Source organism: Microbacterium imperiale, from assembly GCF_017876655.1.
GTDB classification, from domain to species: domain Bacteria; phylum Actinomycetota; class Actinomycetes; order Actinomycetales; family Microbacteriaceae; genus Microbacterium; species Microbacterium imperiale.
In genome coordinates, this window is sequence record NZ_JAGIOK010000001.1 from 299,749 (window position 1) to 324,797 (window position 25,049).

Consider the following 25,049-nt stretch of genomic DNA (forward strand, 5'->3'; position numbering starts at 1 on the left):
ACCCGATACCGTGGAAGGACCGATGCCCAGGAGGTGCCATGAGGGAGAACGAGACGTCCGAGCACGACCGACGCACACCCTACGTTCCGAACGACACGGCGCACCCGTGGCGCCGCATGGTGGCGATCGGCGACTCGTTCACGGAGGGCATCGGCGATCCCGAACCCGATCGGCCAGGTGGGCACCGCGGCTGGGCCGACCGCGTCGCCGAGGTCCTCGGCGCTCAGGTGCCCGACTTCGCGTACGCCAACCTCGCCGTGCGCGGCAAGCTCATCGCCCAGATCATCGCCGACCAGATCGAGCCGGCGCTCGCGCTCAAACCCGACCTCGTGACCTTCTCGGCCGGCGGCAACGACGTCATCCGTCCGGGTGCCGATCCCGACGCCGTCGCCCAGCAGTTCGAGGATGCCGTCGTCCGCCTGTCGTCGACCGGCGCGACCCTCGTGCTCTTCACCGGCATCGACACGAACTTCACGCCGGTGTTCCGCGGCATTCGCGGGCGGGTGGCCATCTACAACGAGAACATCCGCGCGATCGCCGAGCGGTACGACGCGATCGTGGCGGACCAGTGGGCGCTGAAGGAGGTGCAGGACATGCGCTTCTTCGACGACGACCGCCTGCACTACAACTCGCTGGGGCACCACGAGGTCGCCCGCATGGTGCTGCGGGCCCTCAACGTCCCGAACGACCTGCAGCCCATGCAGCCCGATCCCCTGCCGCCCTCGACGTGGCGTGCGGCGCGCGCTCACGACCTGGTCTGGGCCCGCGAATACCTGGTGCCCTGGGTGCTGCGCCGCCTGCGGCACCAGTCGTCCGGCGACCACGTGACGGCGAAGCGCCCCGAGCCGCTGCCGGTCATCCGGCGCCTGCACGACGACGGCGAGTGATCAGCGCAGCGCCCACAGTGCGACGGCCGCTGCCGCCGCGACGTTGAGCGAGTCCACTCCCCCGGCCATCGGGATCGTCACGATGGAGTCGGCGGCGGCCAGGGCGCGGCGGGTCAGGCCGTCGCCCTCCGTTCCCATGAGCAGCGCCACTCGATCGGGTCGTGCTGCGGCGAAGTCGTCCAGCGGCACCGCGCCCTCCGCGAGCGCGAGGGCCGCCAGGTGCAGGCCGGCCTCGCGGAGCAGCGGCGCGGCCTCGGGCCAGGCGGGCAGGCGCGTCCACGGCACCTGGAAGACCGTGCCCATGCTGACGCGGACGCTGCGACGGTAGAGGGGGTCGGCGCAGCGCTCGCTCACGAGGACCGCGTCGGCACCGAGACCCGCGGCGGCGCGGAACGCGGCTCCGACGTTGGTGTGATCGACGATGTCCTCGAGGACGAGCACGAGCCGCGCCCCCGCGACGACCTCCGCGACGGATGCCGGCGCCGGGCGGTGCATCGACGCGAGCGCGCCCCGGTGCACGGCGTACCCGGTGAGCGCCTCGGCCACGGCATCCGACACCACGAACACCGGCGCATCGCCCGCGAGGTCGGCGACGTCGGCGAGCCATTTCTCCTGGACGAGGACCGACCTCGGCCGGTGTCCGGCAGCCCGCGCGCGAGCGATGACTTTCGCCGACTCCGCGATATACAGGCCGCCGGCGGGCTCGAGGACGCGTCGCAGTGCGACGTCCGTCAGATCCCGGTAGTCGGAGAGGCGGGAGTCGTCGGGGTCGTCGATGCGGATCACGGGCACCCTCCCACTCTCGCACGCGCGACCGACCGGGTCCGCAGGCCCGCGCCGCTCGTAGAGTAGAGGGGTGACCCCCGCCGACCTCGTCTCTCCGTCGAGCGATGACGTGCGGCAGGCCATCGACGTGCTGTCGGGGCGCCGGATCGCCGTGCTGACCGGCGCGGGGGTCTCGACCGACTCCGGAATCCCCGACTACCGAGGGGCGGGCGCACCCGTGCGCACACCGATGACCGCCCAGCAGTTCCTCGCGAGCGAGGACGCCCGCCGGCGCTACTGGGTCGGCAGCCACCTCGGCTGGCGCGCCTTCGCCGCTGCACGGCCGAACGACGGTCACGTCGCCCTCGCCGACCTGGAACGCGCGGGCGTCGTCACCGGAGTCGTCACCCAGAACGTCGACGGTCTGCACCTGCGTGCCGGCAGCAGCCGAGTGGTCGAGCTGCACGGCACCATGCGGCGGGTCTTCTGCCTGCACTGCGGGCAGGTCTTCGACCGGCGCGACCTCGCCGAGCGCGTCGAGACCGACAACCCGTGGATCACCGTTCCCGAGAACGTCGAGCTCGGTCCCGACGGCGATGTCCTGCCCGCGACGAGCGACGGGTTCGTCGTGCCGCGCTGCAGCGTGTGCGAGGGAACCCTCAAGCCGGATGTCGTCTTCTTCGGCGAGTTCGTTCCGCGCGAGAAATTCGCCGAAGCCGAGCAGCTCGTGCGCACGAGCGACGCGCTCGTGGTCGCGGGTTCGTCGCTCGTCGTCAACTCGGGTGTGCGACTGGTGGAACGGGCGCGGCGGCGACGGATCCCGGTCGTCATCGTCAACCGCGGCGCGACCCGGTCGGATGCGAAGGCCACCGTGAAGATCGACGCGGGAACGACCGAGGTCCTGCGGGAACTGGCCGCCCACCTGCCGCGTCCGCTGTGAGATCGGCCGATCCGCGGGACGCGCGTAGGGTCGAAGCGTGACTGTTCTGACCCTCGTGCGCCACGGCGAGACCGATTGGAACCGCGATCGCCGGATCCAGGGATCCACCGACATCCCTCTCAACGACACCGGGCGGGCCCAGGCTCGGGCCGTGGGAGTCGAGCTCGCCGCGAAGCTGTCGGGCGTCCCCGGCGTGACGGTGGCCTCGAGCGACCTCGCGCGCGCCGCCGAGACCGCGCGCCTGATCGCCGCTGAACTCGACGCTCCGGACCCGCTCGCCTACCCCGAGCTGCGCGAGCGGGGCTACGGCGACGCCGAGGGCGTCGGGGTCGAGGAGTTCCACGCCCGCTGGGGAGAATGGGCCACCGCCGAGGTGCCCAACGCCGAGCCGTGGCCCACGGTGCGCGAGCGTGCGCTCCGCGGGCTCGAGCGCGCGGTCCGTGACGCGCGGACGCGCACCGCGCCGGTCGCGGCGCCGCTGATCGTCGTCGCGCACGGTGCGCTGATCCGCGAAGTGATCCGCCATGCCACCGCCGACGAGTTCCCGCTGCAGGGCGTGCGCCTGGCCAACGGTTCGAGCCACACATTCCTCTTCGAGCGCGAGCGCCTGCGGCTGCTCGAGTCGGCGGCGGTGGCGTCGGGCTGAACCGCCGACACGCCGGCACTGGCCGGTGTATCGTCCAGGTTCATGGCAACGCACGACCGGGTCGATCTGGCACTCCTCGACGCTCTCGCCGGCGATCCTCGGGCGACGGTCGTCGCACTGTCGGAGCGGTTGGGGATGTCACGCAACACCGTGCAAGCGCGCATGGGACGCCTTGAGCAGGCCGGCGTCTTCCTCTCGTACGAGCGCGCGATCTCGATGCGCGCCCTCGGGTACCCGATCGAAGCGGTCGTGAGCGTCATCCTCCGCCAGCCCGAACTCCCCCGCATCGCCCGCGAGCTCGCCGAGATCCCCGAAGTCCTGCAGGCTCAGGGCCTCAGCGGTCAGGTCGATCTGATGGTGCGCGTCGTCGCGCACGACACCCAGCACCTCTTCGCCATCGACGCCCGCATCCTCGCCGTCGACGGCGTCGAGCGCACCGAGACCTCGCTCATCATGGACGAGGTGATCCCGCACCGCGTTCGACCATTGCTGCAGCAGAGCCGATCGGGCGTGTGATCGGCGGCGCGCCGTCCGCATCAAGACGTACGAGCACGACTCCGACGAGGATGAGCGCTCCCCCGGCGAACTGCACGGGGGCGGGAGCTTCGGCCAGCAGCAGCCAGGCGAACCCGAGCGCGAACAGCACCTCCGACAGCCCGATGAACGACGCCAGCCGCGATCCGGTGCGCGGTACCGCCGAGACGCCGAGCGCGTAGGCGGTTCCGGTCGCGAGGCCGACGAACAGCAGCACGGCGAGCGGCGGGAGCTCGGCGCCCAGCACCGCCGCAGCGCCGCCGGAGACGGCGAGCGGCAGCAGCCCGAGGCCGAGCAGGACGGCGATGAACGTCGCGGCCACCACCATGCCTCCCGCCGCCAGCACGATGGGCGCCAGCGTGTCGCCCGTGCGCTCGGCCATCACGAAATAGACGCACGTGCACAGCGCCGCCCCCAGCGCGAGCAGCGTGCCCCAGAAGTCGAACCGCGCACCCGCGATGTCGACCACCAGGACCAGGCCGATCATCGCGACGACCGACCCGGCGATGACGGTGTTCGAGGGGCGACGGCGCGTCCGCAGCCAGACCCACAGGACCAGCAGCACGGGCGCTAAGTACTGGATGAGGAGCGCCACGGCGACCGGCATCCGCTGCATCGCGGAGAAGTAGAACAGCTGGCAGCCGACGACGGGCATGAGACCGAAGGCGATCATCGCGCCCCCGTGCCGGCGCAGGATGCCGCGGTCGCGGACGATCGCACGCACGAGGAACGGTGAGAGCACGAGGGCCGCCGTGGCGATGCGCACGAACAGCGCCGCGCCGAGAGACCAGCCCGCTTCGAGCAGGGGCTTGACGAGCGGCCCGCTCGACGAGAACGCGAGCGCCGACGCGACGGCCATCGCCATGCCGATGGTCCGGCGACCGGCCGAGGACGCCGCCGGAGCATCCGCGGAGTCGGCGACTGCGATGATGGGCAGGGGCGCGGTCGGGTTCGTCATCGGCAGGCCTCGCGTGTCACGGGTGAAAGTTATCTACACTCGTGACAGTAACGCTCGATTGAGTCAGGAGTCAACATGGTGTTCATCCATGACACCGAACTGTCGTTGCGCGCCACGGCGGCACTGGTCAACACGCTGCCTCGCACGAGCGCGGGAACCGCTGACACCCTGGCCGACCGCGACGACCTCGACGCCTATCTGGCGGAGTTCGCCTTCACCGGGGCGATCGTGCGCGACGAGGCCGAGCTGCAGGCCCTGCGCCGCATCCGCCCCCGGCTGCGCGAGCTCTGGACGCTCGGTCGCGACGAGGCGGTCCCGCATGTCAACGCCATGCTGCGCGACGGGCATGCGCAGCCCCAGCTCGTGATCCATGACGGCTACGACTGGCACATCCACGCCACCCCCGACGACGCTCCCCTCGCAACGCGCATCCTCGTCGAGGCGGCGATGGCGTTCGTCGATGTCATCCGCGCCGACGCCTACGACCGGGTGCGTACGTGCGCGGCCGACGACTGCGCCGCCGTCTATGTCGACTTCTCGAAGAACGGCTCGAAGCGCTACTGCGACACCGGCAACTGCGGCAATCGCATGAACGTCAACGCCTATCGTCGACGGAAAGCCCGAGAAAGCGCCTGATCGCCGTCGCCGCCTCACGCGGCTTCTCGTAGTGGATGAGGTGTCCGACGCCGTCGAGCTCGACGAGCTCGGCCCGGGCGAAGAGCGTCTGCAGGTGACGCTCGGCATCGATGGGCGTGATGTCGTCCTGCACCGCGGCGATGAGGAGGGTCGGCTGCGAGATCTCGGGGGCGAACGCACGGACGTCGTTCGAGACCGACGTGACGAACGCGTCACGCAGGACGTCGCGGTCGGCGAAGCGCGAGAAGTACGTGTCGTGCTGAGCGTGGACGAAGCGGCGCAGTCCTCTGTCGCGCGTCTTGACCATGGCGAGACTCATCACGCGGACGATGATGCGGTTGCGCAGGAGCGCCTCGCCGAGGCGTCGCGGCAGCGATGCGCCGAGGCCGTAGTACCAGATCGCCAGACGGGTGAAGAAGCCGCGCGGCCCCTCGAGAGCCGGAGCGCCGATCGGATTGATCAGGATCAGCTGCGGGGTCGCGAGTCCGCGTGCGACCGCCGCGGACGCGACTATCGAGCCGAACGAGTGCCCCACGACGACCGAGTCGGGCGCGACAGCGGCTGCGAACGCCGTGAGCCACTCCGCGTACGTCGTCAGGTCGTGCGTCCGGCCCGGCAGCGGGGCGGTTTCACCGAAGCCCGGGAGGTCGGGCATGACGACGCGGACATCGCCGAGGTGCGCCACGACCGGCTCGAGTCCGTGATGCTCGCCCCGGAATCCGTGCACCGCGAGCAAGGTACGGGGGGCGTCGTCGCGCCCATAGACCCAGAAGGACGTCCGTCCGCCCAGCACGGATGCCTCGGCGCGGCGCACCGGGATGCGCGAGAGGAGCTCGGAGTACGGCGACGGCGCGGAGGGCATTCGTCGAGTCTACGGATCACTCCCCTCGACGAACGCCGTCCGCGCCGCCGTGTGCGTCAGACGGCTGCGAGCTCGCCCGAGCGCTCCCGGGTGCGGATCGCACGGTTGACGCACGAGACGACGGCCTTGAGGCTCGCGGTCGAGATGTCGCCGTCGATGCCCACGCCCCACAGGCGCTGGTCGTCGACCTGCAGCTCGACGTAGGCGGCAGCCTGCGCGTCGCCGCCCGAGCTCAGCGTGTGCTCGACGTAGTCGTACAGCGAGATGTCGAAGCCGCGCTCACGCAGCACCTCGAGGAAGGCGGCGATGGGACCGTTGCCGACCGCCGACACCTCGTCGCGGGTCTCGCCGTCGCGCAGCGTGACGTCGAGACGGACATCGCCCGACATGTCGCTGTGCGTGCGGGTACCGAGCAGTTCGAAACGCCCCCACTTGTCGTCGGCGGCGGGTGCGGGGAGGTACTCATCGGTGAAGATCGACCAGATCTGCTCGCTCGTGACCTCGCCGCCCTCGGCATCCGTCTTCTCCTGCACGACGCCCGAGAACTCGATCTGCAGCTTGCGCGGCAGGTCGAGCGCGTGGTCGGTCTTGAGCAGGTACGCGACACCGCCCTTGCCGGACTGCGAGTTGACGCGGATGACGGCTTCGTACGAGCGCCCCAGATCCTTCGGGTCGACCGGCAGGTAGGGCACCGCCCACTCGATCTCGTCGATCGAAACCCCGGCGGCGTCGGCACGCACCGCCATCGCCTCGAAGCCCTTCTTGATCGCGTCCTGGTGCGAGCCACTGAAGGCCGTGAACACGAGGTCGCCGGCCCAGGGGCTGCGCTCGGGCACGGGCAGCTGGTTGCAGTACTCGACGGTGCGCTTGATGCCGTCGACGTCGCTGAAGTCGATCTGCGGGTCGATGCCCTGCGTGAAGAGGTTGATGCCCAGCGCGACCAGGTCGACGTTGCCGGTGCGCTCACCGTTTCCGAAGAGGCAGCCCTCGATGCGGTCGGCACCGGCCATGTAACCGAGCTCGGCGGCCGCGATCGCGGTACCGCGGTCGTTGTGGGGATGCAGCGACAGAATCACGTTCTCGCGGTGGGCGAGGTGCCGGCTCATCCACTCGATCGAATCGGCGTACACGTTCGGGGTCGCCATCTCGACCGTCGCGGGCAGGTTGATGATGACCTTGCGCTCGGGCGTCGGCTCGAAGATCTCGATGACCTGGTTGCAGACGTCGACGGCGAACTCGAGCTCCGTACCGGTGTAGCTCTCGGGCGAGTACTCGTAGTAGACGGCGGTCTCGGGCACCGTCTTCTCGTATTCGCGGCACAGGCGCGCGCCCTCGAGCGCGATGTCGATGATGCCTTGCCGGTCGGTGCGGAACACCACCTCGCGCTGCAGGATGCTCGTGGAGTTGTACAGGTGCACGATCGCCTGCTTCGCGCCGGCGATCGCCTCGTACGTGCGCTTGATCAGGTGTTCGCGCGCCTGCGTCAGCACCTGGATCGTGACGTCGTCGGGAATCAGGTCGTCCTCGATCAGCTGGCGGACGAAGTCGAAGTCGGTCTGGCTCGCACTGGGGAACCCGACCTCGATTTCCTTGTAGCCCATCTTCACGAGCAGCTCGAACATGACGCGCTTGCGCTCGGGGCTCATGGGGTCGATGAGCGCCTGGTTGCCGTCGCGCAGGTCGACCGCGCACCAGCGCGGCGCCGTCTCGATGCGCTTCGTGGGCCACGTGCGGTCGGGCAGGTCGACGCGGATCTGCTCGTGGAACGGCCGATACTTGTGGATCGGCATGCCCGAGGGCTTCTGGTTGTTCTCCATGGTGGTCTCGCTCTTCCTCATCAGGTGTGGCGGGCCAACGCGAAGCTCCGCGACGAGAGAGGCCCTAGAACGAGGACTCGTCGCGGCGACTAAGAAGGAGAAGTCGGCCGAAGCGCATGCGCCCAGGCTACACCGGCCGGCGGGTCGTGCGCACACGGGCGTGCCATCATCGAGACGATGGGCGGATCGGCGACACTTCCGGGTATGAGAACTGCGCGCCTGCCCCTGCTCGCCGTGGCCCTGTCGACCCTGGTGCTCACGGCCGGCTGTGCGACGACTCCCGCCGCCGACCGCGCGTCCCTCACTCCCCCGCCGCCTGCCGGCCCGATCGTGGCGCAGGGCACGGTGCTCGACGACGGCAGCGAGGCCGAACTCTGCCTGGGGGCGGTGTCCGAGTCCGCTCCCCCGCAGTGCGGCGGCATCCCCCTCGCGGATTGGTCCTGGGAGGGTCTCGACGACGCGACCGAAGTGTCGGGGGTCACCTGGGGCGCCTATGCCGTGCACGGGACGTACGACGGCGACGTCATCACCGTGACCGAACCGCCGGTGCCGCTCGCGGCGTACGACCCGGCTCCGCTCGAGGATCCGACCGGCGGGGCGCCGGGCTCCGCCGACGAGGCGACCCTCCGCGACGTCGAGCAGCGGATCCACGACACCCTCGGGAAGACGGTGCTGGCATCCGGCGCGTACGACGGGCGCCTCTGGGTCACCGTGGTGTGGGATGACGGCACCCTGCAGGACGCGGCGGACACGGAGTTCGGCGACGACGTCGTCGTCGTGCAGTCGGCGATCCGCGAGGTCGGCTAGAAGCCCAGGCGGCCCAGCTGCTTGGGGTCGCGCTGCCACTCCTTCGCGACCCGCACATGCAGCGACAGGAAGACCCGGCGCCCCAGCAGCGGCTCGATCTGAGCACGGGCGCGGGCTCCGACATCCGCCAGGCGCGAGCCCTTGCGGCCGATGATGATCGCCTTCTGACTGTCGCGCTCGACGACGATGTTCGCGTAGACGTCCGTGAGGTCGGAGTCCTCGCGATCGGAGAGGTCCTCGATGGTCACGGCGATCGAGTGCGGCAGCTCGTCGCGCACGCCCTCGAGCGCCGCCTCGCGGATGATCTCGGCGATGCGGTCCTCGGTCGATTCGTCGGTGACGACATCATCGGGGTACAGCGCCGGGCCCTCCGGCATGAGCGCCAGCAGCTCGTCCGCGAGCACGTCGAGCTGGTCGTCCGTGACGGCCGAGAGCGGGATGACGGCGGCCCAGTCCTCGCGCAGGCTGTCGACCTCCATGAGCCGCTCCATGATCGCGTCGCGCCCGGCGAGATCGGTCTTGGTGACGATCGCGACCTTCTTGGCGCGCGGATAGCCGTCGAGCGATGCGGCGATGCGGCGGTCGCCGGGGCCGACCTTGTCGACGGCGGGGACGAGGAAGCCGATGACGTCGACGTCGCCGAGCACCTGCTCGACCAGATCGTTGAGTCGCTGTCCGAGCAGCGTGCGGGGCTTGTGGATGCCGGGGGTGTCGACGATCACCAGCTGCCCGGCCGGCCGGTTGAGGATGCCGCGGATCGCACGCCGGGTCGTCTGGGGCTTGTCGCTGGTGATGGCGACCTTCTCGCCGACGAGCGCATTCGTCAGCGTCGATTTGCCGACGTTCGGGCGTCCCACGAAGGTCACGAACCCCGAACGGTGCGCATTCTCGGTCATCGTTCTTCTCCTCTGGATTCCACCCGGATGCCGCCGGTGCGGGGATGCGGGTCGTCGGCGTCCGCATCGGACGGCGCCCGCTCGACGAACACCGTCGCGAGGCCGCGGCCGCGACCGCGCGAGACGCCGCCGGTGATCATCAGGCCGTCGGCCACGACGGTGGCCCCGGGCATGGGCACGCGGCCCAGCTGCTTGCCCAGCAGGCCGCCGATCGAGTCGACATCGTCGTCGTCGAGCTCGAGGCCGAACAGCTCTCCGACCTCGTCGAGGCCCAGCCGAGCACTGACCCGGTAGCGGCCCGGCTCGAGCTCGACGACCTCAGCGGCGCCGCGGTCGTACTCGTCCGCGATGTCGCCGACGAGCTCCTCGATCAGGTCCTCGAGCGTGATCAGTCCCGCCACGCCGCCGTATTCATCGACGACGAGACACACGTGCACGGCATCCCGCTTCATCTGCTGCAGCAGCGTCTCGGCACGCATCGACTCGGGCACGAACACCGCCGCGCGGGCGACGCGCCCCACCGGGACGTCTCGCCATCCTGCCGCTTCTCCGTAGGAGAACTGCACCAGGTCCTTCAGGTAGACGACACCCAGGATGTCGTCGCGCTCGTCGTCCGTGACGGGCATGCGCGAGACCCCGCGCTCGAGGAACAACGCCAGCGCCTCATGGGTCGTCGCGGTCTGCGGAACCGTGACCATGTCGGTCCGAGGAACCATGACGCTGCGGACGAGCGTGTCGGTGAAGTCGAAGACGGAGTGGATCAGGTCGCGATCGTCCGCCTCGATGAGGTCCTGCGACGCGGCCTCGTCGACCATGCTCAGCAGCTGCTCCTCGGAGGCGAACGACGTGCCGCGCGAGACGCCGGGCGTGACCCGGTTGCCGACGATGACCAGCAGGTGCGCGAGCGGACCCAGCACGATCCGGGCAGCGCGCACGATGGGCGCGCACGCGATGAGGAGCCCCCGGGCGTGCTGGCGGCCGACCGAGCGGGGGCTCGCGCCCACGAGGACGAACGACACCGCCGTCATCAGGAGCGCCGCGACCAGGATCGCCCACCACAGATTCTCGAGCGCGAGCGTCAGGGCCGCCGTGACGAAGACCGCGGCGGTCGACTCGGCGAGGATGCGGATGAAGACGACGGCGTTGCCGTGGGCCGTCGTGTCGTCGGCGATGCGCCGCAGGGCGTTCTGCTGCCGGCCGAGCTCGGCCCAGTCCGACAGGTCGGAGCGTGAGGTGACGCCCAGCGCGGCATCCAGAGCCGCCATCAGGCCCCCGAGCGCGACCAGGAAGACCGCGCCGAGGGCGAGGAGGAGCTCGGTCACGCTCGGCGGCGCTCGCTCGCGTGGAAGGCCGAGATCAGCTCGCGCTGAAGCCCGAACATCTCGCGCTCCTCTTCGGGCTCGGCGTGGTCGAATCCGAGCAGGTGCAGCAGTCCGTGCGTGGTGAGCAGGATCAGTTCGTCGAGGGTGGTGTGTCGAGCTGCCTGAGCCTGCGCCTCGGCGACCTGCGGGCACAGCACGATGTCGCCGAGCAGCCCGGGGGGCGTCGGTGCATCCTCGGTGCCGGGGCGCAGCTCGTCCATCGGGAAGCTCAGGACGTCGGTGGGGCCGGGCTCGTCCATCCACTGCACGTGCAGCGACTCCATCGCCCCTTCGTCGACGAGGAGGATGGCCAGGTCGGCATCGGGGCTGACGTTCAGCTGCGCCAGGTTGTGCTCCGTCAGACGCAGCAGCACGGTCTCATCGACCGAGACCCCGGACTCGTTGGTGATCTCGATGGTCATGAAGAACGTCCTCGTTTCGGGAGTCGATCGCGGGGACCGGCGGGGCGGGCCGTCGAGCGGCGTTCGGCGCGGTTGGCGAACTCGCTCGCCTCGTCGCGCTCGCGCCGCGCCAGCAGGCGCTGCTCGTCGTACTCGCTGTAGGCGTCGACGATCCGGCCGACGAGCGTGTGGCGCACGACGTCGTCGCTCGTGAGGGTCGCGAAGTGGATGTCGTCGATGTCCTTGAGGACGCGCGTCACGGTGCGCAGGCCCGAGGTGCCCTGTGGCAGATCGACCTGCGTGATGTCGCCGGTCACGACCATCCGGGTGCCGAACCCGAGACGCGTGAGGAACATCTTCATCTGCTCGGGCGTGGTGTTCTGCGCCTCGTCGAGCACGACGAAGGAGTCGTTCAGCGTCCGACCGCGCATGTACGCCAGCGGCGCGACCTCGATCGTTCCCGTCGCCATGAGCTTGGGCACGAGCTCGGGATCGAGCATCTCGTTGAGCGCGTCGTACAGCGGCCGCAGGTACGGGTCGATCTTGTCGGTGAGGGTCCCCGGCAGGAATCCGAGCCGTTCGCCCGCCTCGACGGCCGGGCGCGTCAGGATGATGCGGTTGACCTCTTTACGCTGCAGGGCCTGCACGGCCTTCGCCATCGCGAGGTAGGTCTTACCCGTGCCCGCAGGACCGATGCCGAAGACGATCGTGTTCTCCTCGATCGCGTCGACGTACGCCTTCTGGCCGAGCGTCTTGGGCCGGATCACCTTGCCTCGCGACGACAGGATCGCCTCGCCGAGCACTTCGGAGGGCCGCGGCCCCTCGTCGCCGGGCGACCGACGCTGGAGGATGCGGCTGGACGTCGTGACATCGCTCGGGTCCAGGCCCTGACCGGCGCGGGCCATGGCGATCAGCTCGTCCACGAGAGCGCGCGCTGCCGCGACGTCATCCGTCGAGCCGGTGAGCGTGATCTCGTTGCCGCGCACGAGGACGTCGACATCGGGGTGCTCCCGTTCGACGACGCGCAGCAGTCGGTCCTGCGGCCCGAGCAACTGGACCATGGCCACGCCGTCGGCGAAGATCGTCGCGACGGCGGGTTCGGAAGCGTCAGCCACCGAGGCTCCCTTCGGAGAGGCCACCGGCGAGGACGTGGGCATGGACGTGGAAGACCGTCTGCCCGGCCCCGGCGCCGGTGTTGAAGATGAGGCGGAAGTCGCCGTCGGCATGCTCGGCGGCGATGGAGTTGGCCAGGCCGATGAGCTCGCTCAGCAGAGCGGGATCGGCCGCGGCGAGCTCGACGACATTGCGGTACTCCTCGGTCTTGGGGATGACGAGAAGGTGGACCGGAGCCTGCGGCGCGATGTCGCGGATGGCGAACACGTTCTCGGTCTCGGCGATGATCTCGGACGGGATCTCACCGCGGAGGATGCGCGTGAAGACGGAGGGTTCGCTCATTCGCCCAGTCTATCGACGGGCAGGCCGAGCGGGTCGGCGGAAGCCGTCACCATCTCCCCAACGCGACGTTGACGACGCCGAGCGCCGCGGGGCCTGCTGTCGAGGTGCGCAGTACCGTGTCGCCGAGGCGGACGAGGGTCGCCCCCGCGTCGCGGAGCTCGTCGAGCTCATCGGGGGCGATGCCGCCCTCGGGCCCGACGACGAGGTCGACGTCGCCCTCACCGAGATCGACCTCGCTGAGACGCTCGGTGGCGGACGGCTCGAGCACGAGCATGCGGGTGCGCCCGGCTCGGGCCACGAGGTCTCGCGTCGTCGCCGGCGCGCCCACGAGGGGCAGCCACGGCCGGTGCGCCTGCTTCGCGGCCTCGCGCGCGATGGTCGTCCAGCGCTGCACCCCCCGTTCGAGCTTCGGGCCCGCCCATCGAGACACGCTGCGCGCGGCCTGCCACGGCACGATCTCGTCGACGCCCAGCTCCGTGCTCGCCTGTACCGCGAGCTCGTCGCGATCACCCTTCGCGAGCGCCTGGACCAGGGTCACGCGCCGCGTCGGCGCCGGATGTTCGGCGCGCGAGCCGACCTCGATGCACACACGCCTGGGGTCGGCGGACACCACGACCCCGGTGAGCCAGACCCCGGACCCGTCGCCCACCGTGACGGCCTCGCCGGCGCGGACCCGACGCACACCCGCTGCATGGTGGGCCTCCGGCCCCGTCAGATCGACGGTGTCCCCCGCGCGCGCATCGAGCGGCGCGTCGACGACGAAGTGCAGTGCCACCGCTCAGCTGTTCCGGAAGCGGTCGCGCAGCTTCGCGAACATGCCCTGGTGGAACTCCGCCAGACGCGGCGCCGGCGCCTTCGTGCGGCGCTTCAGCTCCTCGATCAGGGCGCGCTCCTTGGCGTCGAGGCGAGTCGGCGTCACGACGTGCACCCCGACGCGCAGATCGCCGCGCGTGGAGCCCCGCAGGGGCGTGATGCCGCGGCCCTTGACCGTCAGGACGTCGCCGGACTGCACGCCCGGGCGCAGCTCGAGCTCGACGGTTCCGTCGAGGGACTCGATCGTCGTGGTGGCGCCGAGCACGGCATCGGGCATCGACACCTCGAGGGTCGCGAGCAGGTCGTCGCCTTCGCGACTGAACACGTCGTGCGCCTCGACCGTGACCTCGAGGTAGAGGTCGCCGTTGGGACCGCCCGCGGGCCCGACCTCGCCGGAGCCCGGGAGCTGCAGCCGCAGCCCGGTCTCGACACCCGCCGGGATGTCGAGCGAGACGGTCCGGCGGGCGCGAACGCGCCCCTGACCCTGACAGGTCGTGCACGGGTAGGGAATCGTCGTCCCATAGCCCTGGCACACGTTGCACGGCTGGGAGGTGACGACGTTGCCGAGCAGGCTGCGCACTGTGCGCTGGACGTTGCCCGCTCCGTGGCAGACGTCGCACGTCACCGGCTGCGTTCCCGGCTGGCAGCACGAGCCCTGGCATGTGTCGCACAGAACGGCCGTGTCGACCTCGATGTCGCGGTGGACGCCGAACACGACGTCGTCCAGCTCGAGGGTCACGCGCACCAGCGCGTCCTGCCCGCGCTCGCGGCGGGAGCGCGGGCGGCCGGCGCGAGCACCGCCCCCTGCTCCCCCGCCGAAGAACGTCTCGAAGATGTCGCTGAAGCCACCGAAGCCGCCGGCGCCGCCGAAGCCGCCCGCGGCGTCGCCGCCCATGTCGTAGCGCTGGCGCTGCTCGGGATCGCTGAGCACGTCGTAGGCGTGCGTCACCAGCTTGAAGCGCTCGGACGCGTCCTCGCCCGGGTTGACGTCGGGGTGCAGTTCGCGCGCGAGGCGTCGGTATGCCTTCTTGATCTCGTCGGGCGACGCGTCGCGCGCGACGCCCAGGACCTCGTAGTGGTCAGCCACGGATCGCCTTTCCGCCCCTGCGGGCGTGGGTGGATACGGTCAGCGGGCGCTCTCGTCGTCCTCAAGCAGCCGGCTGAGATAGTGGGCGACGGCACGCACCGTCGCGAGGTTGGTCGGGTAGTCCATGCGGGTCGGACCCATGAGGCCGACACGCGCGTGCGAACCCGGCACGTCGTAGTCGCTCGTCACGACAGAGGCCTCCGAGAGCCCGAACGCCTCGTTCTCGCGGCCGATACGGGTGGCGACGCCGCGCTCGTCGGCGACCATCTCGCCCATCAGCCGCAGAAGGGTCACCTGCTCCTCAATCGCCTCGAGCAGCGGGTAGATACTGCCGCGGAAATCCGCTTCGCGACGGGCCAGGGTGGCCGTGCCGGCCATGACGAGCCGGTCCTGTCGGAACGTCTCGAGCTCCTCCACGAGAATCCGGGCGATCTCCCGGACGGCGTCGCCGATGGGATCCCCGGCGGACTGCCCTTCGGCCAGAGCCGACACCGCCTGCGACGCATCGCGGATGGAGCTGCCCGTGATGGCGGCGCGCAGCGTCGCCTTCGCGACGGCGAACTGCGCTTCGTCGAGGAGCGTGCGCACGACGCCGACGCGCTGCGAGACCCGCCCGGTGTCGGTGACCACGATCACGACGAGTCGCCCGCCGCCGAGGTCGACCAGCTCGAGGTGCGAGACCTGAGCCCGCGCGAACGAGGGGTACTGCACCATCGCGACTTGACCGGTCAGCTGCGTCAGCGCGCGCACGGTTCGGACGAGGAGGTCGTCGAGGTCGGACGGCCCGTCGAGGAAGGTCGCGATCGCCGAGCGCTGCGCGGGGCTGAGCGGGCGGAGTCCGGCGAGATGGTCGACGAAGACGCGGTAGCCCTTGTCGGTGGGCACGCGGCCCGACGACGTGTGGGGCGCCGCGATCAGCTCCTCGTCCTCGAGCAGGGCCATGTCGTTGCGGATCGTCGCCGCCGACACGCCGAACGCATGCCGCTCGACGATCGACTTGCTGCCGACCGGCTCGCGGGTGTCGACATAGTCCTGCACGATCGCTCGCAGCACCTGCAGTCCGCGTTCCGAGACCATGTCACCTCCTCGCTGGCACTCGCTATACCTGAGTGCCAATTCTATCGCGAACCGACACGGGATAGCCGCCGGGACTCACTCCGTGAGAGCACGCACCACGGCGTCGGCCATCAGGCGCCCCCGCCGCGTCAGGACGATACGTCCGCGCACCGCGTCCGCCCCTTCGATGAGCCCGTCCGCGATGAGGGCGGCGACGCCCCGGCGGCCGTCCTCATCCAGTTCGGCCACGGGCAGCCCTTCCGCGATGCGCGTGCGCAGCAGCACGGATTCGAGGCGTCGAGCCGCGGCATCCGGTCGTTCCCGGCCCGCCGCCGGTGAGGCGTCCATCGCGAGACGCTGTGCGTACGCGGCCGGGTGCTTCACGTTCCACCAGCGCAGCCCGCCCACGTGGCTGTGCGCGCCGGGCCCGTAGCCCCACCAGTCGGTGCCGCGCCAGTACGCGAGGTTGTGGCGCGACCTCTGCTCCGGCGACGTGGCCCAGTTCGACACCTCGTACCAGGAGTAGCCCGCGGCTGCGAGCAGCGTGTCGGCCGTCTCGTACATGTCGGCCTGCAGATCGTCGTCGGGGGCAGGCACCTCGCCGCGCCGGATCTGACGTTCGAGCTTCGTCCCGTCTTCGATGATCAGGGCGTACGCCGACACGTGGTCGGGCGCCAGAGCGATGGCCGTCTCTACGGAGGCACGCCAGTCGGCCAGGCTCTCGCCCGGCGCGCCGTAGATCAGGTCGAGGGACACATCGAGACCCGCCGAGCGCGCTGCGGAGACCGCCGTCGCCACGTTCGCGGGGTCATGGGTGCGATCCAGCGCCGCCAGCACGTGCGGCACCGCCGACTGCATCCCGATAGAGAGACGCGTCACCCCGGCCGCAGCCAGCTCGTCGGCGACCGCGGGCGTCATCGTGTCGGGATTGGCCTCGACCGTCACCTCCGCGCCGGGCGCGATGCCGAACGTGTCACGGACGCCGCCCAGCATCCGCGCGAGATCCCCCGGCGGCAGCAGGGTCGGAGTGCCACCGCCGAAGAAGACGGTCGCGGCGGGGCGACGGGGACCGCGCGCGTCGAGCACCCGAGCCGAGAGCGCGACCTCGCGCAGCACCTCGTCGGCGTAGGCGTCCTGACGCGCGCCTCGCAGCTCGGTGGCGGTGTACGTGTTGAAGTCGCAGTATCCGCAGCGCACGCGGCAGAACGGCACGTGCAGGTACACGCCGAAGTCCGCATCGGGCGAGACGAGAAGGTCGTCGGGCAGGGCTCCGTCAGCGGGAACGGGATCGCCCAGGGGCAGCGCTGCCCCCATCAGGACCCGGGGGTGGCGTACAACGGCGAGATCGCGCGGAGGTATCCCTGGAACAGCAGGCGGCGACGCCGCCGAACGAGGGCGGGCAGCATCCGGTACAGCATCGCCGTCGGACGGTCGAAGGCGCGCACGACGAACCAGACCTCGTCATTGTCGCGCCACTCGAGCAGGAACGACTCCTCACCGCTGACGACCGAGCCGTCGACCGTGCCGAGCGCGAACGCCACGCGGCGCGGCTCCTCGTCCACGAAGATGACGCGCAGCTCACCGTCGGCACTGTGACCGGCGACCCGTCCGTGGACGCGCAGCGTCGTGCCGGCCCCGACGTAGGGGGTGCCGTCGGCGTCGAAGCGCTGCTCGTGCTCGAGGCTGCTCGGTGCCACCGCGTTTCCTTCGTCGTCGAAAGCGACGCCGGTGTACATCGGGCCCGAGGCGGGGCGCACGTCGGTGACGCGCAGGCCCGCTCCGCGCAGCGCGCTCCACGACATGAGCAGGTCGGCGGCCGTGTCGAACCGCGCTTCGCCGCTGCCGATGCGCCAAGCGTCCTCAGCGGGGATGCTGCGCTCGGGCGGGTAGGCCATCAGGTCGTGGGCCCGGGTCGCCCCCACCGCCGCGTAGTCGACGGTCTCATCACGGAAGGTTCCGCGTCGGTGATGCATCGCTCTCCTCGTGGATCCGGTGGTGACTACTTCTTGTCCTTGCCCTCGACGTCGCCCGAGAGCGCCGCGATGAAGGCTTCCTGGGGCACCTCGACCCGGCCGACCATCTTCATGCGCTTCTTGCCCTCCTTCTGCTTCTCGAGGAGCTTGCGCTTGCGGGTGATGTCACCGCCATAGCACTTGGCGAGCACGTCCTTGCGGATGGCGCGGATGTTCTCGCGGGCGATGATGCGCGCCCCGATGGCGGCCTGAATGGGCACCTCGAACTGCTGACGCGGGATGAGCTTGCGCAGGCGCTCGGTCATCATCGTGCCGTAGGCGTACGCCTTCTCGCGGTGGACGATCGAGCTGAAGGCATCCACCTTCTCGCCCTGCAGCAGGATGTCGACCTTCACCAGGTCGGCGGTCTGCGACCCGGCGGGCTCGTAGTCGAGGCTCGCGTAGCCCTGCGTGCGCGACTTGAGGTGGTCGAAGAAGTCGAAGACGATCTCGCCGAGCGGCATGTTGTACCGCAGCTCGACGCGGTCCTCGCTGAGGTAGTCCATGCCGAGCAGCGTGCCGCGACGCGACTGACACAGTTCCATGACGGTGCCGACGTAGTCCTTCGGGGCGAGGATGCCGACCTTGACGACCGGCTCCGAGACCTCGGCCACCCGCCCGTCGGGGTATTCGCTCGGGTTCGTCACGACGACCGTCTCGCCCGTGTCGGTCGCGACCTCGTACGTCACCGACGGCGCGGTCGTGATGAGGTCGAGACCGAACTCGCGCGAGAGGCGCTCGGTGATGATCTCGAGGTGCAGCAGGCCGAGGAAGCCGCAGCGGAACCCGAAGCCGAGCGCCACCGACGTCTCGGGCTCGTACTGCAGCGAGGCGTCCGAGAGCTTGAGCTTGTCGAGCGCTTCGCGCAGGTCGCCGTAGTCGCTGCCGTCGATCGGGTAGATCCCCGAGAAGACCATGGGCTTGGGGTCGGTGTAACCGGGCAGGGCCTCGGTCGCGGGCTTGCGGTGGTTGGTGATGGTGTCACCGACCTTCGACTGACGCACGTCCTTCACACCGGTGATGAGGTAGCCCACCTCGCCGACGCCCAGCCCCTTGGTCGGGATCGGCTCGGGGCTCGACACACCGATCTCGAGCAGCTCGTGCGTCGCACGCGTCGACATCATCTGGATGCGCTCGCGCGGCTCGAGCTTGCCGTCGACCATGCGCACGTAGGTGACGACGCCGCGATAGGCGTCGTAGACCGAGTCGAAGATCATCGCGCGCGCCGGAGCCTCGGGGTCGCCCACGGGGGCCGGGATGCGATCGACGATGCGGTCGAGCAGGTCTTCGACGCCCATGCCGGTCTTGCCGCTCACGCGCAGCACGTCTTCCGGGTCGCCGCCGATGAGGTTGGCCAGCTCGGCCGCGTACTTCTCGGGATCGGCCGCCGGCAGATCGATCTTGTTCAGGACCGGGATGATCTGCAGGTCGTTCTCGAGCGCGAGGTACAGGTTCGCGAGGGTCTGCGCCTCGATCCCCTGCGCGGCGTCCACGAGGAGGATCGCTCCCTCGCACGCGGCGAGCGAGCGGCTGACCTCGTACGTGAAGTCGACGTGACCCGGCGTGTCGATCATGTTGAGCGCGAACGTGCCGGAGTCCTTCGACCACGGCATCCGGACGGCCTGGCTCTTGATCGTGATGCCGCGCTCGCGCTCGATGTCCATCCGATCGAGGTACTGGGCGCGCATGTCACGGTCGGCGACGACGCCGGTGATCTGCAGCATCCGGTCGGCGAGCGTCGACTTGCCATGGTCGATGTGGGCGATGATGCAGAAGTTGCGGATGAGCTCGGGCGGCGTGGCGGCGGGCGCGAGCGGCTGAAGGGCGCGCGGAGACATGTCCCGGGAAGTCTACCCGGGGGCTCGCCGCCCGACGGCCTCGACGATCCCGCGCGCGGCACAATACGACGCCGGATGCCGGACACGCCAGCAATCCGTCGAGTGAAAAACAATTAACCATCTCGCTACTTGCCGAACAGGTCGATCGCGTCGAATGCTCAGTGCGGCGGCCGGCGGTTGCGCGAACTCACCGCGCCCGGTCCGCTTCCCCCCGGAGAGCACCGTGATCACAGCAGACCCCGTCGCGCCCGCGCGACGACCCTGGCGAACCTGGGTGGCGTCGAGCGCCGCCCTCGCGATGGCGATGGGAGGTGTGAGCCTCGGCGCACTGCCGGCATCGGCAGCCGTGTCGCCGGACGCCGCAGTCGTGATCGACGAGATCTACGGCGGTGGCGGCAACAGCGGCGCGCCGCTCAATCGCGACTTCGTCGAGTTGCGGAACACCTCGAGCGAGACGGTCGTCCTGGACGGCTGGAGCGTCCAGTACACCTCGGCGGGCGGCGGCGGCGGATCATCGCGCTGGCAGGCGACTTCGCTCGACGGCGCCTCGATCGCCCCGGGCGGCTCGCTGCTGGTCGGTCAGGCGTTCGGCACGAACCGCGACCTGCCGAGCTTCGACGCGGACGTCGAGGGCACGATCGCGATGAGCGGCACCGGCGGGAAGGTGGCGCTGGTGCGCGGCACCGAGCCGATCGTGGGCGCCACGGGTGCGGCCGCTCTCGAGAACGCCGTCGATTTCGTCGGCTGGGGCGGGGCGAACGACTTCGCGGGCACCGCGGCACCGGCCACGACCAACAGCACGAGCGTGGCGCGCGACGCGGAGTCGACCAACACGGGCGACAACGGCGCCGACTTCCGTATCGGAGCTCCGACGCCGCAGGGCGCTGCACCGACGGAACCGACCGAGCCGACCGAGCCCACCGAGCCCACCGAGCCGACTGAGCCCACCGAGCCCGAACAGCCCGGACAGCCGACCGTCCCCGCGGTCGTCGCCATCGCCGACATCCAGGGCACCGGCGGTCGTTCGCCCCTGGCCGGACAGACCGTGACGACCGAGGGGGTCGTCACGGCGCACTACCCGACCGGCGGCTACAACGGCTACGTCATCCAGACCGGCGGTACGGGAGGCGAGATCGATCTCGCGACGCACCGGGCGTCCGACGCGGTCTTCGTGTACTCCCCCGCGACCGTCGGAGAGGTCGCGCTCGGCAGCACGGTGCGCGTCACCGGCGTCGTCGGTGACTACTTCGGCCTGACGCAGCTCACCGTCGGCCCGGGGAACGCGACCACGATCGCGGACGCCCCGCCGGTCCTGCCGGCGACCGTCGCGTGGACGACCGACAACGCTCAGCGGCAGTCGCTCGAGTCGATGCTCGTTCAGCCGCAGGGCGATTTCGTCGTCGCGGACAACTACAACCTCAACCGCTTCGGCGAGCTCGTGCTGGCTACGGGCGACGAGCCGCTGCGGCAGCCGACGGATGTCGCTCGTCCCGGCTCCCCCGAGGCCGCGGCCGTCGCCGCCGACAACGCCGCACGGCGGGTCGTGCTCGACGACGGCTCCTCGACGAATCTCGGCGCGGCGGGCGCGACGCCGCCCTACATCTCGACCACCGAGCCCGTTCGCGTCGGTGCGCGGGTGAGCTTCGACGCGCCGGTGATCCTCGACTACCGCAACAACTCGTGGAAGCTGAGCCCGGTGCGGCACATCGTGGCCGGCGAGACCCGCGACGACGACATCACCGTCGAGAACACCCGCACCGCTTCGCCGGCCAAGGTCGGCGGCGATGTCTCGGTCGCCTCGTTCAACGTCCTCAACTACTTCACGACGTTGGGCGACGAAACCGGCACCTGCGTGGCGTACAAGGACCGCGAGGGCAACGGGACGAACGTGCGTGAGGGCTGCGACCAGCGCGGCGCCTGGGACGCGGCATCCTTCGGGCGCCAGCAGGAGAAGATCGTCGCGGCCATCAACGCGCTCGACGCCTCCGTGGTGGGCCTCATGGAGATCGAGGACTCGGCTCGCCTGGGCGAGCAGGCCGATGAGGCGACCGCATCCCTCGTCGCGGCGCTCAACGCGGCGGCCGGTACCGAGCGCTGGGCGTTCGTGCCGTCCTCGGACGAGCTGCCGGATGCCGCAGGGCGCGACGTCATCACGAACGCGATCATCTACCAGCCGAGCGAGGTCGAACGCGTCGGCGACGCCCGTGCCCTCGGCACGGAGTCGGATGCCGGTGAGGCCTTCCAGAACGCGCGCACCCCGATCGCTCAGGCCTTCGCGCCCGTCGACGGCGGCGAGCCGTTCCTGTTCGTCGTGAATCACTTCAAGTCGAAGGGCTCGGCGGGCCCGTGGGCCGGTGACGCCGACGCCGGTGACGGCCAGGGCGCATCCAACGAGTCGCGCGTGCGTCAGGCCCGTTCACTCGACGCCTGGGTCGAGCGGATCCAGGGCGACGTGGAGTCGGTCCTGCTGGCGGGAGACTTCAACGCGTACTCGCAGGAGGACCCGATGCAGGTCTTCTACGAGTCGGGATACGTCGACGCGGGCATCGCCTTCGATGTGACCGACAGCAGCTACGTCTTCCAGGAGCTGTCGGGCTCTCTCGACCACGTCCTCATGAACGAGGCCGCGTACGACCGCGCGACGGGCGCCGACGTATGGAACATCAACGCGGGCGAGTCGATTTTCCTGGAGTACAGCCGGTACAACTACTTCCCGGTGAACTTCCACGACGACGGCCCCTACCGCTCGTCGGACCACGACCCGGTCAAGGTCGGTCTCTCGGCCGAGGCTTCGGCCCCGGTCGAGCCGGTCGATCTGACGCTGCTCGGGATCAACGACTTCCACGGACGCATCGCGGGGATCACCCCCGCGAAGCCCGCCGACGGCCCCGTCCAGGCGCAGGACGAGATCCCCGGCACCGTCGGGTTCGCCGGCACCATCGAACAGCTGCGGGCGGACGCACCGGAGGCGATCCTGCTCTCCGCGGGTGACAACATCGGAGCCTCGCTCCCCGCCTCGTCGCTCGCGCAGGACGTGCCGACGATCGATGTGCTCAACGCCCTGGAGCTGCGCGCGAGTGCCGTGGGCAACCACGAGTTCGACCGCGGGTTCGCGGATCTGCGCGACCGGGTCATCCCGCGAGCGGACTTCTCGCACCTGGGCGCCAACGTCTACGTGGCCGGCACTCGCGAGCCGCAGCTCGACGAGTACGAGCTCATCGAGTCGCAGGGGCTCACGGTGGCCGTCATCGGTGTGGTCACTCAGGAGACCGCGGCTCTCGTCAGCGGCTCCGGGATCGCCGGTCTCGAGTTCGGTGACCCGGTCGAGGCGGTCAACCGGGTGACGGCCGACCTCACCGACGGCGAAGGCGAGCAGGCCGACGTGATCGTCGCGGTCTACCACGAGGGTGCGGCCGACAGCGCCTCCGACGCGAGCCTCGCCGACGCCGTCGCCGACAGCGCGGTGTTCGACCGCATCGTCAACGAGACCTCCCCCGAGGTCGCCGCCATCTTCACCGGGCACACGCACAAGCTGTACGCCTGGTCGGCGCCGATCCCCGGCACGGACCGCACCCGCCCGGTCGTGCAGACCGGCTCGTACGGCCAGTTCGTCGGCAAGGTCGTGCTCTCGGTCGACCCGCGCACGGGCGCGGTCATGTCGCACACGCAGGAGAACGTCGGACAGACGAAGACGCCCGCGGCCGACCTGATCGCCACCTACCCGCGCGTCGCCGAGGTCAACGAGATCGTCCAGCGCGCTCTGGCGGACTTCGCCGAGATCGGCAACCGGCCGGTGGCGACCATCTCCGCTGACATCACGAGCGCATACTCGGGCGGTGCGTACGTCGACGGCGTCTACGCCGGCGGCCAGCGTGACAACCGGGCGGCCGAGTCCTCGCTCGGCAACCTCGTCGCGGAGTCGATTCGCTCCAACCTGGCGAATCTGCCGAACGGCGCGCAGATCGGCGTGACGAACTCGGGTGGGCTCCGAGCCGACCTGTTCGACACGCAGGCAGAGTTCGGCGCGAACGCGGTGGCGGGTGTGCCCGACGGCACGATCACGTGGGGTCAGGCGTACGCGGTGCTGCCGTTCAACAACACGATGGCGCTGGTGACGCTCACCGGTGCCGACTTCGTGCGGGTGCTGGAGCAGCAGTGGCAGCGCGACAAGGACGGCAAGATCCCCTCGCGTCCGTACCTGCAGCTGGGCCTGTCCGACAACGTGACCTACACGTTCGACGAGGCCCGCCCCGAGGGCGATCGGATCACGTCGGTCACGATCGACGGCGAGCCGCTCGATCCCGCCGCCGAGTATCGCATCGGCACGCTCTCGTTCCTCGCCAGCGGCTCGGGAGACAACTTCCGCGCCTTCGCCGCCGGAACCGACTACGTCGACACGGGCTTCCTCGACCACGAGGCCTGGATCGAGTACCTCGGCGCCGAGCAGCCGGTGTCGCCCTCGTTCGACAAGCGCGCCGTCCAGGTGCAGGGCGTCCCCGAGACGGCGGCTCCCGGCTCAGCGCTCACGCTGACGGTGTCGAACCTCGACATGACGAGCCTCGGCGCACCGCAGAACACCGCGGTGGACGTCGCGCTGAACGGCGCGACGATCGCCTCGGCGCCGGTGGCCGGCGGCAGCGCGGTCGTGTCGGTGCCGCTGCCCGCCGACCTGCCGGACGGCCCGCTGGAGCTCGTCCTCACCACGGATGCCGCGGCGACGACCGTCACCGTGCCGGTGGAGGTGGCCGCGGCGGGCACCGACCCGGGCGCAGGCCCCGCGCCCGACGGCGCACCGTGGGCGCAGGCCGACCTGTCGACCACGCGCGTCGAGCAGGGCGGCGTCATCGATGTGCGTGTCTCGGGCCTCGAGCCCGGACAGCAGATCGGCGCCACCCTGTTCAGCGACCCGCTCGTGGTCCGCGGCATCCCGGCGGCGGACGCATCCGGCGTCACGTCCTTCCGGGTCGCGGTCCCCGCCGACTTCGCCGTGGGGGCGCACACGCTGCAGATCACCTCGGCCGGTGAGCAGCCGCTCGAGTTCGGCATCACCGTCGTCCGGGCCGGGCAGCTGGCGGTCACCGGTGCCGAGACGCCGCTGGGCGTTCTGCTCGCCGCATCGATGCTCCTCGTCGCCGGCGGCGTGATCGCGGCGACGCGACGCCGGGGCACGGTCCGCGAGGGCTGAGCGCGCGATACGCGAGCCGAACGAGGGCGGCCGGTTCACAGCCGGCCGCCCTCGTTCGTGCCGGCCTGTCCGGCCGCTCAGCCGACGCACCGC

22 protein-coding genes are annotated in these 25,049 nt (G+C 70.4%); 7 read left to right on the top strand and 15 right to left on the bottom strand.

The window, feature by feature from the left end; translation table 11 throughout:
- Positions 1–38: 38 nt before the first annotated feature.
- A complete protein-coding gene (locus JOF37_RS01325) occupies positions 39–887 on the top strand; it encodes an SGNH/GDSL hydrolase family protein (protein WP_210004414.1) in 849 nt (282 codons plus the stop codon).
- Here the strand turns inward: JOF37_RS01325 and JOF37_RS01330 are convergent, their stop codons facing one another.
- Positions 888–1,679, bottom strand: coding sequence for a TrmH family RNA methyltransferase (locus JOF37_RS01330; protein ID WP_210004416.1), 792 nt, complete (start codon positions 1,677–1,679; stop codon positions 888–890).
- 64 nt (positions 1,680–1,743) lie between these two features.
- On the opposite strand from JOF37_RS01330, the gene JOF37_RS01335 reads away from it, so the two are divergent.
- The 3 genes from JOF37_RS01335 to JOF37_RS01345 are packed head-to-tail and all read left to right on the top strand — an operon-like array spanning position 1,744 to position 3,754.
- Entirely contained in the window at positions 1,744–2,592 is an 849-nt protein-coding gene (locus tag JOF37_RS01335; protein ID WP_210004418.1) for a Sir2 family NAD-dependent protein deacetylase, read from the top strand.
- Positions 2,593–2,629: 37 nt separating this feature from the next.
- Positions 2,630–3,238, top strand: a complete 609-nt coding sequence (locus JOF37_RS01340; RefSeq protein WP_210004420.1) for a histidine phosphatase family protein — start codon at positions 2,630–2,632, stop codon at positions 3,236–3,238.
- 42 nt (positions 3,239–3,280) lie between these two features.
- A complete protein-coding gene (locus JOF37_RS01345) occupies positions 3,281–3,754 on the top strand; it encodes an Lrp/AsnC family transcriptional regulator (RefSeq protein WP_210004422.1) in 474 nt (157 codons plus the stop codon).
- On the opposite strand, the gene JOF37_RS01350 is transcribed toward JOF37_RS01345, so the two are convergent.
- Positions 3,690–4,730, bottom strand: coding sequence for a DMT family transporter (locus JOF37_RS01350; RefSeq protein WP_210004424.1), 1,041 nt, complete (start codon positions 4,728–4,730; stop codon positions 3,690–3,692). The two genes, JOF37_RS01345 and JOF37_RS01350, sit on opposite strands and share 65 nt — an antisense overlap.
- Before the next feature lie 75 nt (positions 4,731–4,805).
- Between JOF37_RS01350 and JOF37_RS01355 the strand changes: the two genes are divergently transcribed.
- Entirely contained in the window at positions 4,806–5,366 is a 561-nt protein-coding gene (locus JOF37_RS01355; protein ID WP_210004425.1) for a CGNR zinc finger domain-containing protein, read from the top strand.
- Here the strand turns inward: JOF37_RS01355 and JOF37_RS01360 are convergent.
- Positions 5,326–6,228: an alpha/beta fold hydrolase gene (locus JOF37_RS01360; protein WP_210004427.1), complete on the bottom strand. Its 903-nt coding sequence runs from the start codon at positions 6,226–6,228 to the stop codon at positions 5,326–5,328. The two genes, JOF37_RS01355 and JOF37_RS01360, sit on opposite strands and share 41 nt — an antisense overlap.
- A 56-nt stretch (positions 6,229–6,284) precedes the next feature.
- Positions 6,285–8,045: a 2-isopropylmalate synthase gene (leuA, locus tag JOF37_RS01365; RefSeq protein WP_210007625.1), complete on the bottom strand. Its 1,761-nt coding sequence runs from the start codon at positions 8,043–8,045 to the stop codon at positions 6,285–6,287.
- Between the two features lie 204 nt (positions 8,046–8,249).
- Between leuA and JOF37_RS01370 the strand changes: the two genes are divergently transcribed.
- Positions 8,250–8,852 carry a hypothetical protein gene (locus tag JOF37_RS01370; RefSeq protein WP_210004428.1) on the top strand — a complete coding sequence of 201 codons (603 nt, stop codon included), beginning with the start codon at positions 8,250–8,252 and terminating at the stop codon, positions 8,850–8,852.
- Here JOF37_RS01370 and era read toward each other — a convergent pair.
- The 11 genes from era to lepA all read right to left on the bottom strand — a co-directional run bounded on the left by era (position 8,849) and on the right by lepA (position 19,771).
- Positions 8,849–9,748 (bottom strand): GTPase Era, encoded by a 900-nt coding sequence (era, locus tag JOF37_RS01375; protein ID WP_210004429.1) that lies wholly within the window; start codon positions 9,746–9,748, stop codon positions 8,849–8,851. The genes JOF37_RS01370 and era overlap by 4 nt on opposite strands.
- Positions 9,745–11,070: a hemolysin family protein gene (locus tag JOF37_RS01380; protein WP_210004430.1), complete on the bottom strand. Its 1,326-nt coding sequence runs from the start codon at positions 11,068–11,070 to the stop codon at positions 9,745–9,747. Before JOF37_RS01380 ends, era begins: the two co-directional genes overlap by 4 nt.
- A complete protein-coding gene (gene ybeY / locus JOF37_RS01385; protein WP_023950734.1) occupies positions 11,067–11,531 on the bottom strand; it encodes an rRNA maturation RNase YbeY in 465 nt (154 codons plus the stop codon). The genes JOF37_RS01380 and ybeY overlap by 4 nt, the downstream gene beginning before the upstream one ends.
- Positions 11,528–12,667 carry a PhoH family protein gene (locus JOF37_RS01390; protein WP_210004431.1) on the bottom strand — a complete coding sequence of 380 codons (1,140 nt, stop codon included), beginning with the start codon at positions 12,665–12,667 and terminating at the stop codon, positions 11,528–11,530. Before JOF37_RS01390 ends, ybeY begins: the two co-directional genes overlap by 4 nt.
- Positions 12,618–12,965, bottom strand: coding sequence for an HIT domain-containing protein (locus JOF37_RS01395; protein ID WP_210004432.1), 348 nt, complete (start codon positions 12,963–12,965; stop codon positions 12,618–12,620). Before JOF37_RS01395 ends, JOF37_RS01390 begins: the two co-directional genes overlap by 50 nt.
- Before the next feature lie 46 nt (positions 12,966–13,011).
- Positions 13,012–13,740 carry a 16S rRNA (uracil(1498)-N(3))-methyltransferase gene (locus tag JOF37_RS01400; protein ID WP_210004433.1) on the bottom strand — a complete coding sequence of 243 codons (729 nt, stop codon included), beginning with the start codon at positions 13,738–13,740 and terminating at the stop codon, positions 13,012–13,014.
- Positions 13,741–13,743: 3 nt separating this feature from the next.
- On the bottom strand, positions 13,744–14,865 hold the full coding sequence (gene dnaJ / locus JOF37_RS01405) for a molecular chaperone DnaJ (protein WP_210004434.1): 1,122 nt from the start codon (positions 14,863–14,865) through the stop codon (positions 13,744–13,746).
- Positions 14,866–14,904: 39 nt separating this feature from the next.
- A complete protein-coding gene (gene hrcA / locus JOF37_RS01410) occupies positions 14,905–15,942 on the bottom strand; it encodes a heat-inducible transcriptional repressor HrcA (RefSeq protein ID WP_210004435.1) in 1,038 nt (345 codons plus the stop codon).
- Between the two features lie 75 nt (positions 15,943–16,017).
- Positions 16,018–17,235, bottom strand: a complete 1,218-nt coding sequence (hemW, locus tag JOF37_RS01415; RefSeq protein ID WP_210004437.1) for a radical SAM family heme chaperone HemW — start codon at positions 17,233–17,235, stop codon at positions 16,018–16,020.
- Positions 17,235–17,894, bottom strand: coding sequence for a DUF1990 domain-containing protein (locus JOF37_RS01420; protein WP_210004438.1), 660 nt, complete (start codon positions 17,892–17,894; stop codon positions 17,235–17,237). Before JOF37_RS01420 ends, hemW begins: the two co-directional genes overlap by 1 nt.
- Positions 17,895–17,920: 26 nt before the next feature.
- Positions 17,921–19,771, bottom strand: a complete 1,851-nt coding sequence (gene lepA, locus JOF37_RS01425) for a translation elongation factor 4 (RefSeq protein WP_210004439.1) — start codon at positions 19,769–19,771, stop codon at positions 17,921–17,923.
- Positions 19,772–19,994: 223 nt separating this feature from the next.
- On the opposite strand from lepA, the gene JOF37_RS01430 reads away from it, so the two are divergent.
- Positions 19,995–24,956 carry an ExeM/NucH family extracellular endonuclease gene (locus JOF37_RS01430; protein ID WP_271174877.1) on the top strand — a complete coding sequence of 1,654 codons (4,962 nt, stop codon included), beginning with the start codon at positions 19,995–19,997 and terminating at the stop codon, positions 24,954–24,956.
- Positions 24,957–25,049: the final 93 nt, after the last annotated feature.